Here is a 14,518-nt window from a genome sequence, read left to right on the forward strand (position 1 = left end):
GCTGCGGTGTTTTTTGCTTATTATTTTTTACATGCTACTACCAGGTGGTTTTACGAAACGCTATATCTTTTGCTGTTTATCAGCATTATATACTTTCAGTTTAACACTTTTTAACTATTAAATTCGTTCAAATTTCAGCTGTTATATTAGTTTTGTAGCATGAAGTTTGGAGTAGTAATTTTTCCGGGGTCCAATTGCGACGAGGATATCATTTATACATTAGAGCGTTTAACAGGCCGGCCTGTTACTAAACTATGGCATAAAGACCATGATTTGCAAGGTGTAGACTTTATTGTTTTGCCGGGAGGTTTTTCTTTTGGCGATTATCTGCGCTCCGGCGCTATTGCCCGTTTTTCACCCATCATGACCGAGGTTATCAAATTTGCCGAGAATGGCGGTTACGTTTTAGGTATCTGTAATGGTTTCCAGGTGTTAACCGAAGCCGGTTTATTACCAGGCGCATTATTGCACAACCAAAACCGCAAATTCATTTGCCGTAACATCTACTTAAAAGCCGAAACTTCAAACGCGCTGGTCACTTCACAAATCGATCCGCAACGCGCGCTTAAGATCCCTATCGCCCATGGCGAAGGAAATTATTTTGCTGACGCGGATGTATTGCAAAGTTTAAAAAATAACGACCAGATCCTGTTCAGGTATTGTGATGATTCGGGTATTGTTACAACGGATGCTAACCCTAACGGTTCGTTAGAAAACATTGCAGGTGTTTGTAATATCAAACGTAACGTGTTTGGCTTAATGCCCCACCCTGAACGCGCTGCCGACAGCTTATTAGGCAACGAAGATGGTTTAGCTATTTTTGAATCGATATTGTCGCTGGTTAAAGCCTAATGGCAAACCTGGTAATTGATATAGGTAATACCAATACAAAAATTGCTGTTTTTGAGCAGGATGAATTGGCAGATGTTACTTTCTATCAAAACCAAGATGTTCAAATACAGGATTTTTTAAATAATAACAAAATACATAAGGCTATTATTTCCTCAGTTAAAAAGGAGCAGGCAGCGTGGGAAACAGTATTGAGCAAGAAATTTAAAGTGGTTTATTTTAACACTGCAATGTCCACCGGGATCAAAAATCATTACCTGACACCAAATACCCTGGGCCCGGATCGATTGGCCGGAGTTATCGGTGCAGCACATGCTTACCCGGCGCAAAATAATCTGGTGATTGATGGCGGAACCTGCATAACCTATGATTTTGTTGATGCTGATTTAAATTATTATGGCGGCAGTATATCGCCCGGGCTAAAAATGCGTTATAAAGCATTAAATTATTATACCACGGCTTTACCCGTTGTTGATGAAGATAGAAACTATAATAAAGTTAGCGGGGACAATACCAAAAACGCCATAACATCCGGCGTGCAAAACGGGATTAAATATGAGCTTGAGGGCTTTATTAATAGTTACAAGCAAGATAAAAAACAACTTAATATTATACTAACAGGAGGCGACAGTATTTTTTTTGATACCCTGTTAAAAAATAGCATCTTTGCCCCCTATATAAAAAATGAACCCTACCTGGTTTTAAAAGGATTAAACGCAGCCATAACAAAGCATAATGATTAAAATTACTACACTATTTATAACAGTTTTACTTGCAGTTACAGTTTTCCAGGCAAGGGCACAATCAACCGCTACTACCAGCAATCCATACTCGCAATTTGGCCTTGGTGAAATTGATAATTTTGCATTGCCGCAAACTATTGGTATGGGCGGCCTTGGCGCTGCAATTAACAACTTTAGCGGTTTCTACAACTTAAACCCGGTTAACCCGGCAAGTTATGGCAGCCTTAGGCTAACTGTTATTGATATAGGCATTGAGGGCAGTGACCAAACATTTAGCCAAACAGGGCAGGCCAGCCAGTCAAACGGAAATTTTAAATTAAGCCACGTTGCGTTTGCGTTTCCTGTTACAAAACACTCGGCATTAAGTTTTGGCCTGCAGCCTTACAGCGAAGTAGGTTATAACTACATAACTTCTAAAAAGAACTTGGGAACCGGTTTGGCGGTTGATACCAGCGCTGTAAACTACATTTACAGCGGCCAGGGAGGCTTATCAAAAGCCTATTTTGGTTATGGGTTTAATATTGGCAAACATTTATTAATAGGTGCAAACGTGTCCTATATATTTGGTAATATCCATCAATACCGTTCAACAGAAATACCAACATTGTTTAATACAATCGATTCGCGTGTTGAAGACAGTTATGCGATTGGCGGGTTAAATTACGATTATGGCGCGCAGTACACCATTGATGTTTCGGACACTAAACACTTTATTTTGGGTTATTCAGGCTCTGCTAATAACTCAATTAACAGTAAGCACACTAACCTGGTAAGCCAGTATACGTATGACTCCAATGGCAATCAGAATGTAGCTTTCGATACATTGTCAACCACCACTGATCCAAAAACAAAAATCAAATTGCCGCAAATCAATCGCTACGGCTTAACTTTTGTAAGCGATAACAGGTATTTGATCGGTGCGGAATATAGCACAGGCAACTGGTCGCAGCTTACAATAGGTGGTGTTAACCAGGGATTACAGAACAGTAAAACCTACAACCTGGGCGGACAGATCACGCCTGATGCTAACGCGTTATCAAGCTATTGGAAAACAGTTGATTACCGTTTAGGGTTTATTTATAACCAAACATATGTAACTATTATTAATCCAAATAGCAGCACTACCAATATTACAAACGAAGCTGTAACATTCGGTCTTGGCCTGCCTTTAAGGCCATCATTAGGTGGTTTAAGTTTCTATAAAATAAATTTTGCTGTAGAGGTTGGTAAAGAAGGTACGTTGGCTAATAGCCTGGTAAAGGAAAAATATATTAATTTTCACTTATCGTTCTCACTTAACGATACCTGGTTCAGGCAATATAAGTTACAATAATTATGACGCGGGGTAGGGCAGTGCATTTTTCAAAAATATGTGTGCCGGCAATCCTGTCAGGTATGCTGTTGGTTACAGCATGTGAAAACGATATTAATAAAATCCGCGAAATATCAGCTAACCAGGTAAATACGGATGTTGATACCATTCATGGCGTTGATATTATTTACAGCGACTCGGCCAAGGTAAGGTTTAGGGTGCAGTCACCATTATTATTGCAATACCAGGGCAAAAAGCCATATAACCTGATGCCCAAAACGGTAAATGTTATCTTTTTTAATAAAGATGACCTTAGCCAGATGGGCACCCTCACCGCTGATACCGGCATACAGAGCGGAGACGGTAATAAACTGGAGTTCCATAAAAATGTGATCGCTAAAAATGCCAAAGGCGAAACATTCAAGTCTGACGAGTTGATCTGGGATAAAAACTCCAAAACCATGTACTCCAATAAAGTTGTGCAAATAAAGCTGGCTAACGGCGATATTATGAATGGTACCGGTTTTCAAAGCGACCAATCACTCGCACATTGGACCATGACACAGTCAACCGGGATATTTAATGTTACCGATTCCCCAACTTCGCCAACGCAATAAATAACAGTATTTTATCTATTTTTTTTTCTATTAAAAAATTTTACTAAAAGTTGTATCTTGCGCCTCTTTTTTGAGTACTATTAATATTATATAAATTTTTTATGGGAATAATGGGTTTTTTGCGTAACCGTATGGGGCTAATATTAGTCATCGTTATTGGTTTTGCGCTTTTTGCTTTCATCGCAGGCGAAGTAATACACTACGGCGGTTCGTTTTTTCACGGCGACGCTACCGAAATTGGAGAAGTTGAAGGCGATAAAATTGCTGTGGACGACTTTAATAAAAGGGTTGATCAAAACACTGCAAACTTTCAGCAGCAATCTCGTCAAACCGAGATAACGCCGCAAATCACCAGTTATATCCAGGAAACTTCATGGAACCAGGTTATCACTGAAAAGATCCTGAATACCGAAACGGAAAAATTAGGTTTGGTTGTTGGTGATGATGAGCGTCGCTCACTGATACAAGGTGATAACCCAAGCCCGGAAATTGTACAGGCATTTGGCAACCCGCAAACCGGCCAGGTTGATAGGGCCAAGCTGAACAACTTTTTAAACAATATATCAAACGCTAAGGCTGATGACCCTATGGCTGTGCGCTGGAATGATTTTGTTACGCACATTGTTGATGATAAGCGTGCCGAAAAATACATGGCTTTGGTAGCAAACGGTTTATATGTTAACACGCTTGACGCGCAGGACGACTACGAGGCGAAAAATAAAATTGTTAATTTTAAATATATAAAACTTCCTTACACATCAATTGCTGATAATAAAGTTACAGTGACCGATGATGATTACGAGACTTATTACAACGATCACAAGGGCGAATTTAAAAACCCGGAGGAAACACGCAGCTTAGAGTATGTTTTGTTTAATGCAGCACCATCAAAATCTGATTCAGCAGCGATAAAAGCCGAGGTTGATAAATTGTTGCCTCAATTTAAAGCAAGCACAAATGATTCATTATTTGTGGAGGTTAACGCTGATACTAAAACACCAATCGTTTTCCAGAAAAAAGGCCAGCTTGATCCTAAGATCGATTCCATAATGTTTAACGAGCCTAAAGGCTTTATCTACGGCCCTTATTTGTCAGGTAACAGCTATAAGCTTTCAAAATTAATTGATGAGCAGGTAGGTCCTGATTCGGTTAAAGCAAGGCACATCCTGTTGCCTGTAACTACCACACCTGAAAAAGCACTGGCAACTGCTGATTCAATTAAGAAGTTAATTCAGGGTGGTCAGCCATTTGCTGATCTGGCTAAAAAATATTCAGTAGATAAAGGTTCGGCTGAAAAAGGTGGCGAACTGGGTATGTTTGCCCGTGGCAGCATGGTTCCTGTTTTTGAAGATGCAGCTTTCAACGGCAAAAAAGGCGATATTAAAATCGTAACCTCGCAATATGGTGTACATATCATCGAAATTGAAGATCAAAAAGGTTCATCAAAAGTAGTTAAGGTTGCTACGGTTGATAAACAGCTTTCAGCAAGCAGCGCTACACAAGCGGCGGCTTACAGCAAGGCACAAGGCTTTTTAGCTAATTTGAAAGGTGATAATTTTGATCAAGAAGCAGCAAAAGCTAACTTAAAAACTAACGTAGCGCCTGATGTTACCGCGGTTGCATCATCATTCAACACTGTAACCAATGGCCGCGAAGTGGTACGCTGGGCTTACAAAGCAAGCAGCGGCGATATTGCCGACCAGGTGTTTACAAGCGGCGACCAATATGTAGTGGCAAGATTAACCGCAATTAAGCCTAAAGGCACCTTACCATTAAGCGCTGTTAAAAAACAAATTGAACCACAAGTAATAATTGCCGTTAAAGGCAAAATGCTTGCCGATAAATTACAGGCCGCTGTAAGCGGAGCCTCAAATATTAATACGGTAGGGCAAAAGGCAGGTACAACAGTGCTGCCTATCCAAAATATAGTTTTTGCTAACCCGGTAATTCCAGGTTCAGCAGTTGAGTATAAATTGATCGGTACCATATTTGGTTCACAGCCGGGTAAGGTATCTGCACCGGCAATAGGCCAAACAGGTGTTTTTGTATTCCAGATAGATAACTTTGTTAAACCTGCTGCCCTTTTAAACGCAGTTAGGCAGAAACAGGAAATGGGTCAGGCAATTTTGCAACGCTCACAAAACGAGATACTGGAAGCACTGAAAGATAAGGCGAATGTAAAAGATTACAGAGTTAAGTTCTTGTAACTAAAATAAAAAGTAATTTTGTATCCGGGATCAGCGTTGAGCTGTTCCCGGATTTTTTGTTTAATAAGATCATGGATATACAGGAAAATATAATCAACAAAGTAGCCCAAAGTGGCTTGGTAACTTTGGATCCCGCTGCATTTTATCCGCAGGGGGAAAGGGTGGTTTATGATATTAAGGATAACCTGTACATGGAGCTTATCCTGCGCGAAAAGGATTTTCGTGAGTTTGTAAAAGCACACGACTGGTCGCAATACACCGGCAAAAATGTGGCGGTAACCTGTACTGCCGATGCCATAGTACCTGCCTGGGCCTACATGCTCATTGCCAACAAGCTTGCGCCTTATGCTAATGATGTTGTTTTTGGCGATGAAAACGTACTGGAGACCGTACTTTTTGAAAAAGCTATAGCCAAGGCCGACCTTGAACAATATCGCGATCAGCGCATCGTTTTAAAGGGCTGTGGCGATATACCTGTGCCTACATCGGCATATGTTGAGCTTACAAAAAAATTAACGCCCATTGCAAAAAGCCTGATGTTTGGCGAGCCCTGCTCTACAGTTCCTATTTATAAAAGGAAGGATTAGTCTAAATCTACAAAATACAAAAATAACCGTCATTGCGAGGTACGAAGCAATCTCTACATAAGCAAGGCAATTAACAAGGTTAATTAATAGATTAGCGCTGTATAATAGAGATCGCTTTGTACCTGGCATTGACGTTAGTTTATATTGTACAGCTTAGAGCCAGGTTACTAATAGACTATCACCCAATAAATGAAAAAATACTTCTTAACCCTTTTAATTTTTATTGGTTCAATAAGTTTAAGCTTCGCGCAGGAGCTTACTTCGGTAAGCGATCCCGTTTTTAAAGCAGGAGAGCAACTAAGTTATCGTTTAAAATATGGTTTCTTTACCGCTGCCGAAGCCGATTTAAAAGTTGAGAATACCGACATAAAATATAATGGCCACCCGGCATATCATATCATTGTTGAAGGCAGGACAGCGGGATCATTCGATGTATTTTACAAGGTGCGTAACCGCTATGAGAGTTATGTAGATGAGAAAACTTTGCTGCCTTATTTTTATGCAGAGAACAGGCACGAAGGCAGCTGGAACCATAGCGATAAGGTAACTTTCGACCATGAGACGAATAAAATAACAGCAAATAAAGGTACTTATCCATTTACCGGTAAAGTGTTTGATTTTGTATCGGCCTATTATTTCGCGCGAAGTATTAATGTTTCGAAGCTGCATGTTGGCCAAACCTTTGAATTAAAGTATTTTTTGGATGACGGTATCAACTCGCTGGGCATAACTTATGTGGGTACTGAAAAAATCACTTGCCCGATGGGAACTTTTAACTGTTTAAAGTTTAACCCCACAATTATGCCGGGGCGTATATTTAAAAAAAATAGTAAACTATATTTGTGGATCACTGACGATGAGAACCGCATACCTGTAAAAGCCCAGGTTGAAGTTATTTTAGGCAGCGTAACCATGGAACTAACAAATGCCAAAGGGCTTAAATTTCCGTTAGCTCCGTTAAAAAATTAATTATGATTGAAGTTGGCGGCACATTGGTGCATGAGGATGTAGTGAAGAACAATTTTGTGTGCAATTTAAATAAATGCAAAGGCGCATGCTGCCTTGAGGGTGACTCCGGCGCGCCGTTGGATGCCGATGAGCTGGATATTTTAAAAGAGATCTATCCTAAAGTAAAGCCCTACATGAATGCCAAGGGTATTGCAACAATTGAAAAAGTAGGCACTCACGTAACCGACTTTGAAGGCGACTATACAACCCCATGTGTTGATGTGAACAAGGAGTGCGCTTACGTAATATTTGAACACGGCATCACCAAATGCGCCATTGAAAAGGCTTACGAGAACGGCGATATAACCTGGAAAAAACCTATCTCCTGCCATTTATACCCTATCCGTATTACTAAATACCCGGAGTTTGATGTATTGAATTACGATCGCTGGAGCATTTGCAGTCCGGCTTGTACTTTTGGCGATGAGCTGCAGGTTCGTGTGCATGAATTCCTGAAAAATCCGTTGATCCGCAAATATGGCGAAGAATGGTACCAGGAATTAGAAGACCAGGTGGCCGGCTTAGAATAATTAATTACTTTGCTTGCGCTTGATCTTGCGCCTGTGTTTGCTGCTTTTGGGCCCTTGCCGCCCTGCGTGCGGCGCGGCGTTCCTGACGGGCTATTTTTTTAGATTGCCTTATCTGCTTATTAGTTTTTGCCTCGCCCATCCTTTCTTCTGTGGCCTTTTCTGTTTTTTCGTCCAGCCCGATTGCCGGTTTTATGCCGGTAAGCAAAGTGCGCCATACGGTACGAAAGAATGGTGAGTTTTTGGGGCGTATGTAGTTTACATCAAAAGTTCTTGGGGCGGTGCCGGGCTCATCAGGATTATTGTGTTTGATAATAAAGATGTTGGCGTATAATGATTCCAGTATTTTGCCTTTAAAGCTGATGAAGTTTGTATCAGGTGTTAGTAGTTTAACCTTCAGGTTATTATACAATAGTTCAACCCGGCCTTTAGAAATTTTGGCGTTTGCGTGGATATCAAAAGTAAAACTCCTGATATTGCCATCCGTTATTTTTACATCCGCAAGCGCCATTGTTGCGGTATTAATAGGGCCCATGCTCATTGGGCCTAACTCGCCTTTAAAACTGTAGGGGACATCAGGGTCTGTTAAGTTAAAATTGAAAAGTAAATTAAAATGCCCCCTGCCCATAAAGTAGCTGTTAAGCTTCGCTACACAAAGATTGTTTTTTGCCAGTGCTACTTTGTTGTTGGTAATATTCAATATCCTGCCGTTTATTTTGGTAAAAATAACACTGCCGGTATGGTATGATTTATCATTGTATTCGCTGTAAGTAACTGATAGGTTATGCGTATATAGCGTATCGATCCGGATGTCGGTTGTAATCTCCTTTAAAGCATAGGCCGGGAAACTTTTGATCTTATCCACATTTGGCGGACTTGGTACCCCGTTAGGATTATTGAATAATTCGAAAGATCCGTTTGCAGCTAAAATAGAGGACACGCTAAATGTGCGGAAACGATGGTATCCCAAATAATCGAATCGGTTAAGTTGCAGCGAATCAAGCTGAAAAGTATATTGGTCTTTCGTCGTTCGTTTAAAAAAAGTTTTAGCGTTGATTGGCGTTAACGACAAACCGGTAATATTTACCTGTGATGTTAAGGTCGACAATTTAATGTGGTTAACCTTGTAACTATAAAGTCCGTCGGCAGTTTTTCCCTTGTAATTATTCAGTTCGGCGATGATCTCGCGGCAGTACAATAACCGTGATTTGTCTTTTTGGGTAGCGGAATCGATCAGGAGGTCGCTGGCGCTGAAATTCATTTCCTTGAGTTCGGAGATCTCGAGTTTATGACCTGAGTAGTCGTCATATTTTAACTTGATATTGTTGAGGAAGATATTAGCGATGTGTACGGAGTTTAGGTTTTTAGAAATCTGTTGCCACGCCGATCGGTTATCCGCAATTACGGTGTCTTTGGTTTGATTAAGCTTGTAAGTAACATGCAGGTCAGGGTCATTCAAAACTATTTCGCCAATATCCAGCTGGTGTTTAAAGTAAAGTTTAAAAGGGTGAATATCAGTTAATATCAAGCGGCGCACCTTTAATTCAACCAGATTGTTTGGCGCCCGGTGCTGGCGGCACATGCGGTTATAAATAGCGGTATCCGGTTCAATGGTAATATTATAAAAAATAATATTACCACGCAAAATGTTCAATTCAGCGCCGGAAAAGTTGGCTTTATACAAGCTGTCCGACCCCTTTAAAACAGCGTCGCGTATTTTTTGAGCTAGCACGGGTGCCCAATAAGCATTGATCAAAAAAGCTAAAACTAAGGATGCTGTAATAAAGCCCACTAATATTTCCAGGCCTAATTTGTTCCTTCTTAGTTTTAAAAAATCAAACACTTGCTACTTTTTATTAATTGAATCTTTTTGCATTTTGGCCGCCTTTTTAGCCGCTCTTGCCTCTTGTCGTGCTTCCCGCTTCGCTTTTCGGTTGGCTTCAAAGGCCTTAAATTTATCAACTATATTGTTAACCTTTATTATGGCTTTATTAACCTTTCCCTCTGTTTTTTTATCAAACCCAACACTTGGTTTTAAGCCATCCAGCAACGCTTTGTAAAGGAAACTAAAAAACGATACCGTTGGCTCGCGCTTTACGTCAATCGGCCCTGGCCTAAATATACCGTTCTTATCCGGATTATTATCATCAATAATTAAGGTATTTGCCAGTTTTGAGATGAAACCCTGGGTTTGCAGCTGGGCTTTACCCTCAACTTTCTTCAATAACTGCACATTAAGGTTCTTATAATAAAATTCCAGCTGGCCCTTGCCGGCATAATTGCTGGCATCAACATTAAAATGCAGCTTCTGTATATCAGCCGATTGCACATGAACCAGTGCCAACGGTTTTACCAGCTTATCCAGTTTACGCCCGTCAAATTGCCCTAGCGTACCATTGTAATTGAACGCGCCGATCTTCGAGGCCAGGTTAAACTTAAAGTTTACATTCAGGTCGCCGGCATCCATAAAACGCGTGTTTATATGGGCAATCATGTAGGGGTTTACCTTTTTAACATCGTCGTCATTAGTAACGTTTAAAATGGTTGCATTGGTATGGTTAAAGGTAATTACACCTGTATAGCCCGAAGTTGCATCTGACTCAGCATAGCTAATCAGCGTATTTTTAATGTTCAACCTCCTGATCTGCATATCCAGGGCAACGTTTTGCAGCGACTGTTCAGGATCCTTCCCGACCTTGCTTGATATTACACCCTTGTAGGCATTGTTGCTATATATCTGCACGCTGCCATTGTTAATGTTAAGCGTGCCTGCGTATAGCATCTGGTCGCGCAAAAATCGTTGCAGGTCGACATCATAAATCGCGATCCGGTTAAACTTTAAATTATAAATATCACCGGCTGCTTCATGTGTTTTCAGGTAGAAGTCGGTTTTGCTGTATCGTGGTAAAAAGGTTACACCATCTAAATAGATCAAGCGTTTTGAAGTAGAGAAATAGATTTCCTTAATTGCAGCCTTGTACAAGCTATCCGGCGTAGCAATGTGGTAATCCTCAACCCTGATTTCGACGCCTTTGGTATAATAAAAACGACTGGTATCCCTATCTGAAAGCGAATCGATCACCACATCCGAAATATTAATATTCAGGTGTTTTAAAGCGGTGTGTTTTTCAACCGGGCCATTTTTATTGATATAGTTCAGGCTGATATCTTTTAATGCGATAGAATCAATATGCAATTGTTTAAAAGTGCTTTTGATAATTTCGTAAGGGCTCTTGGGCTTGCCCACTTTTACCGTGTCGTTAAATTTATAGCGTTTGGCAACCACGGTAAGGTCTGGGTTGTCTATCAGGATGCTGCTGATGTTCAGAATTTTCTCTTTATAAGCCTTAACCGCGCCCAGGTTGCTGATGCTGAGTTTTTTCACGCTCAACCTGAATAAATTATCCGGCGCTTTTTTTAGAGCCACCAGTTTGTTGTAAACCGCGGTATCGGGCACCAGTTTAAAATCTTTTAGGGTAGCGCTGCCGGTAGTAATATTCAAATCGAAATCCGAATATTCAATATGGTAAAGGCTATCGGTTGTTTTTAAAACCAACGCCTTTAGTTCGGCTTGTAAATATGGTTTCCAGCGGTCGCCGGTAATGTATCGCTGGTAGGCATAATATCCGCCTGCAATAAGCAGAACTAAAATTAGCATGATGACCAACGGCCAACGGGGCATAGGTTTTTTGTGTGCAGAGCCGTCTTTTTTCATTATAAATATTTTTTCAATATACGCTATAACAACAAAACATAGTTTTTGTTAATTTGCTGACAAGATGTCACGCTATAAATGATTTTTGTGTATTTTTGCGGACTAATTTGTAAATAGATACAATGGATTTGTTAATTCCGGATAAGACGCACGACGAAAGCAGGCAGGGTGAGGCATTGGTTTTAGAACCAATACCAGGGAAGAACAGCGGGCGTAAGCTTTATATTGAAAGTTATGGCTGCGCGATGAATTTTTCTGACAGTGAGATAGTTGCGTCTATTTTAACAGAAAGCGGTTTTGAAACTACCGGCGATTTTACCAGTGCTGATGTGGTTTTTATTAATACCTGCTCCATTCGCGAGAATGCAGAAGTACGCGTACGTAACCGCCTGAAAGAATTCGCGGGCGCTAAAGCTAAAAACCCCGGAATGGTGGTTGGTGTACTTGGTTGCATGGCTGAAAGGTTAAAATCTAAATTTTTAGAGGAAGAAAAACTGGTTGACGTTGTTGTAGGCCCCGATGCTTACCGCGACCTGCCGAATTTAATTGATAAAGTTGACGACGGCCAGCGCGCGGTGAATGTATTGCTATCCCGCGAGGAAACTTATGCGGACATTAATCCTGTACGCTTAAACAGTAATGGCATTAATGCTTTTGTATCTATAATGCGTGGCTGCGATAATATGTGCTCGTTCTGCGTGGTGCCGTTTACCCGTGGCAGGGAGCGTAGCCGTGAGCCACAGTCTATTGTAAAAGAGTGTCAGGAATTATTTGATAAAGGTTATCGAGAAGTAACACTGCTTGGCCAAAATGTAGATAGCTATAAATGGGCGCCTGAAACTGAAAAAATTATTGCTGAAGGCGAAAAACCAGTATTGGGCATGGATCTTTTGGATAAGGTATTGGCATCAGGCGAGGATATTAGCGGAATTAACCCCGTTGACCATAGTAAAGCCGGTGTTTCATTTGCAGAATTGCTGGAAATGGTAGCGCTGATTAGTCCGGACCTGCGTGTTCGCTTTTCAACATCGCACCCAAAAGATATTACCGATGATGTATTATACACCATTGCTAAATACGATAATATTTGTAACTACATCCATTTGCCGATACAATCGGGTAACAGCAGGGTGCTTAAACTGATGAACCGTACATATGATCGTGAATGGTATATCAATCGTGTGGATGCGATTAACCGGATTATACCGGGATGTGCGATATCAACCGACATGATTACCGGTTTTTGCACTGAAACAGAAGAAGAGCACCAGGAAACCCTGAGCATGATGGACTATGTTCAATTTTATTTTGCCTACATGTTCATGTACTCTGAAAGGCCGGGAACTTTAGCTGCTAAACGTTATGCAGATGATATCCCCGAAGATGTAAAATTGCGCCGTTTGCAAGAAATAGTAGCCAAACAACAACAACATTCGCACGTTCGCTTGTTAGCTTTGGTGGGTACAACACAAAAAGTATTGATCGAGGGTTTCTCCAAAAAATCAAAAAATGATTACGCCGGCAGAAGCGATCAAAACATGATGGTGATTTTCCCGGTAGGAGAGGATTATAAGCCTGGAGAATATGTTAATGTTTTAATTGAACGCTGTACAACGGCAACTTTGATGGGAACAGTAATAGTTAGTTAGGTTGGATATTTTGATGGATTAGTAATCACTAATTCACTCAATCACTCAATCAAAAACTTAAATAATGGATATACAAGAAATTAAACAACGCTTCGGGATCATTGGCAATTCGCCATTGCTAAACCGGGCTATAAATATTGCCAACCAGGTGGCGCCAACCGATATTTCGGTACTAATTACAGGCGAAAGCGGTAGTGGTAAGGAAGTGTTCTCGCACATTATTCACCAGATGAGCCCGCGCAAGCACGGGCCATTCATCGCGGTAAACTGCGGGGCGATACCTGAAGGTACTATCGATTCGGAATTATTCGGTCACGAAAAAGGCGCCTATACTGGTGCGGTTGGCGAACGTAAAGGTTATTTTGAAACCGTAAGCGGCGGTACCATTTTTTTGGATGAGATAGCCGAAATGCCTTTGGGTACGCAGGCACGTTTGCTGCGTGTTTTGGAATCGGGCCAATTCATCAAAGTTGGATCGTCCAAAGTAGAAAAAACCAACGTCAGGGTTATCGCAGCTACCAACGTTGATGTTTATGAAGCGGTGAAAAGCGGTAAGTTCCGCGAGGATCTTTACTATCGTTTAAATACCGTTCCGTTGCGCATACCTCCATTGCGCGACAGGAAAGAAGATATTTACCTGCTGTTCCGGAAGTTTACTTCAGATTTTACAGCAAAATACCGCACACCGGCAATCCAGCTAGATGAGGAAGCGCAACAGGTGCTGATCAATTATTCATGGCCGGGTAATGTTCGCCAGTTAAAAAATATGGCCGAGCAATTGGCGGTGCTGGAAACTAACCATGTAATTACCGGGCCGATATTGCTCACCTACATCCCGCATGAAGTAAGCGGCAGGAATTTGCCGATGCGTGTAGAGAACCCGGGCAAGGAAGATTTCTCCGAGCGTGATATATTATATAAAGTGCTGTTTGATATGAAGCGCGACATGGTGGAACTTAAAAAATTAGTCGCCGATATTGTTGAGCATGGCGGCGTAGCCCCTGCATTTGCTAATAATTCACAAGCCATTAACCAGCTTTATCGCGATATTGAAATGCCTGCCGGCAATCACGAGCCACAATTTACTATACAGCAGCCCGTTATTAATAATACCAAGCCGGATGCTTTTAATATTACGCATGAGGCCGAAGAGGTTGAGGAATCACTATCGTTAATCGAAAAAGAATCCGACCTGATCCGCAAAGCTTTAAAAAAGCATAAAGGCAAACGTAAGCTTGCGGCGAATGAGCTGGGCATATCAGAAAGAACATTGTACCGGAAAATAAAAGAATTAGATCTGTAAT

General features: G+C 41.1%; 12 protein-coding genes. 10 read left to right on the forward strand and 2 right to left on the reverse strand.

What is annotated here, in order from left to right; all coding sequences use genetic code 11:
• Positions 1-159 precede the first annotated feature (159 nt).
• The 8 genes from purQ (at position 160) to ACYZ0U_RS05815 (ending at position 7,853) form a co-directional block, all read left to right on the forward strand.
• Positions 160-852 carry a phosphoribosylformylglycinamidine synthase subunit PurQ gene (gene purQ / locus ACYZ0U_RS05780; RefSeq protein WP_461450771.1) on the forward strand — a complete coding sequence of 231 codons (693 nt, stop codon included), beginning with the start codon at positions 160-162 and terminating at the stop codon, positions 850-852.
• Positions 852-1,592, forward strand: a complete 741-nt coding sequence (locus ACYZ0U_RS05785; protein WP_461450773.1) for a type III pantothenate kinase — start codon at positions 852-854, stop codon at positions 1,590-1,592. The genes purQ and ACYZ0U_RS05785 overlap by 1 nt, the downstream gene beginning before the upstream one ends.
• Positions 1,585-2,925, forward strand: a complete 1,341-nt coding sequence (locus ACYZ0U_RS05790) for a hypothetical protein (RefSeq protein ID WP_461450775.1) — start codon at positions 1,585-1,587, stop codon at positions 2,923-2,925. Before ACYZ0U_RS05785 ends, ACYZ0U_RS05790 begins: the two co-directional genes overlap by 8 nt.
• 41 nt (positions 2,926-2,966) lie before the next feature.
• The gene (gene lptC, locus ACYZ0U_RS05795) at positions 2,967-3,521 is read left to right on the forward strand and encodes an LPS export ABC transporter periplasmic protein LptC (RefSeq protein WP_461450777.1); all 555 of its coding nucleotides are present in this window, start codon (positions 2,967-2,969) and stop codon (positions 3,519-3,521) included.
• Positions 3,522-3,631: 110 nt separating this feature from the next.
• Positions 3,632-5,728: a peptidylprolyl isomerase gene (locus ACYZ0U_RS05800; RefSeq protein WP_461450779.1), complete on the forward strand. Its 2,097-nt coding sequence runs from the start codon at positions 3,632-3,634 to the stop codon at positions 5,726-5,728.
• A 71-nt stretch (positions 5,729-5,799) separates the two neighbouring features.
• Positions 5,800-6,315, forward strand: coding sequence for a DUF2480 family protein (locus tag ACYZ0U_RS05805; RefSeq protein WP_461450781.1), 516 nt, complete (start codon positions 5,800-5,802; stop codon positions 6,313-6,315).
• Between the two features lie 189 nt (positions 6,316-6,504).
• Positions 6,505-7,284: a DUF3108 domain-containing protein gene (locus tag ACYZ0U_RS05810; RefSeq protein WP_461450783.1), complete on the forward strand. Its 780-nt coding sequence runs from the start codon at positions 6,505-6,507 to the stop codon at positions 7,282-7,284.
• Positions 7,285-7,286: 2 nt separating this feature from the next.
• A complete protein-coding gene (locus ACYZ0U_RS05815) occupies positions 7,287-7,853 on the forward strand; it encodes a DUF3109 family protein (RefSeq protein ID WP_461450785.1) in 567 nt (188 codons plus the stop codon).
• 4 nt (positions 7,854-7,857) lie between these two features.
• Here ACYZ0U_RS05815 and ACYZ0U_RS05820 read toward each other — a convergent pair whose 3' ends face one another.
• The gene (locus tag ACYZ0U_RS05820) at positions 7,858-9,693 is read right to left on the reverse strand and encodes a hypothetical protein (RefSeq protein WP_461450787.1); all 1,836 of its coding nucleotides are present in this window, start codon (positions 9,691-9,693) and stop codon (positions 7,858-7,860) included.
• Between the two features lie 3 nt (positions 9,694-9,696).
• Positions 9,697-11,565, reverse strand: a complete 1,869-nt coding sequence (locus tag ACYZ0U_RS05825) for a hypothetical protein (protein ID WP_461450789.1) — start codon at positions 11,563-11,565, stop codon at positions 9,697-9,699.
• Between the two features lie 122 nt (positions 11,566-11,687).
• Here ACYZ0U_RS05825 and ACYZ0U_RS05830 point away from each other — a divergent pair, with 122 nt between their 5' ends.
• Both ACYZ0U_RS05830 and ACYZ0U_RS05835 read left to right on the forward strand, forming a co-directional pair.
• On the forward strand, positions 11,688-13,214 hold the full coding sequence (locus tag ACYZ0U_RS05830) for a MiaB/RimO family radical SAM methylthiotransferase (protein WP_461450791.1): 1,527 nt from the start codon (positions 11,688-11,690) through the stop codon (positions 13,212-13,214).
• Between the two features lie 64 nt (positions 13,215-13,278).
• Positions 13,279-14,517 (forward strand): sigma-54 interaction domain-containing protein, encoded by a 1,239-nt coding sequence (locus tag ACYZ0U_RS05835; RefSeq protein WP_461450793.1) that lies wholly within the window; start codon positions 13,279-13,281, stop codon positions 14,515-14,517.
• Position 14,518: the final 1 nt, after the last annotated feature.

The sequence above is a fragment of the Mucilaginibacter sp. genome, assembly GCF_965225845.1.
GTDB lineage: Bacteria > Bacteroidota > Bacteroidia > Sphingobacteriales > Sphingobacteriaceae > Mucilaginibacter.

What these genes read in the sequence shown, in the direction of transcription:
- ACYZ0U_RS05825 (WP_461450789.1), bottom strand. Translation starts at nt 11,565, where the DNA reads ATGAAAAAAGACGGCTCTGCACACAAAAAACCTATGCCCCGTTGGCCG.
- ACYZ0U_RS05815 (WP_461450785.1), top strand. Translation starts at nt 7,287, where the DNA reads ATGATTGAAGTTGGCGGCACATTGGTGCATGAGGATGTAGTGAAGAAC.
- ACYZ0U_RS05810 (WP_461450783.1), top strand. Translation starts at nt 6,505, where the DNA reads ATGAAAAAATACTTCTTAACCCTTTTAATTTTTATTGGTTCAATAAGT.
- ACYZ0U_RS05830 (WP_461450791.1), top strand. Translation starts at nt 11,688, where the DNA reads ATGGATTTGTTAATTCCGGATAAGACGCACGACGAAAGCAGGCAGGGT.
- ACYZ0U_RS05800 (WP_461450779.1), top strand. Translation starts at nt 3,632, where the DNA reads ATGGGTTTTTTGCGTAACCGTATGGGGCTAATATTAGTCATCGTTATT.
- purQ (WP_461450771.1), top strand. Translation starts at nt 160, where the DNA reads ATGAAGTTTGGAGTAGTAATTTTTCCGGGGTCCAATTGCGACGAGGAT.
- ACYZ0U_RS05785 (WP_461450773.1), top strand. Translation starts at nt 852, where the DNA reads ATGGCAAACCTGGTAATTGATATAGGTAATACCAATACAAAAATTGCT.
- ACYZ0U_RS05790 (WP_461450775.1), top strand. Translation starts at nt 1,585, where the DNA reads ATGATTAAAATTACTACACTATTTATAACAGTTTTACTTGCAGTTACA.
- ACYZ0U_RS05835 (WP_461450793.1), top strand. Translation starts at nt 13,279, where the DNA reads ATGGATATACAAGAAATTAAACAACGCTTCGGGATCATTGGCAATTCG.
- ACYZ0U_RS05805 (WP_461450781.1), top strand. Translation starts at nt 5,800, where the DNA reads ATGGATATACAGGAAAATATAATCAACAAAGTAGCCCAAAGTGGCTTG.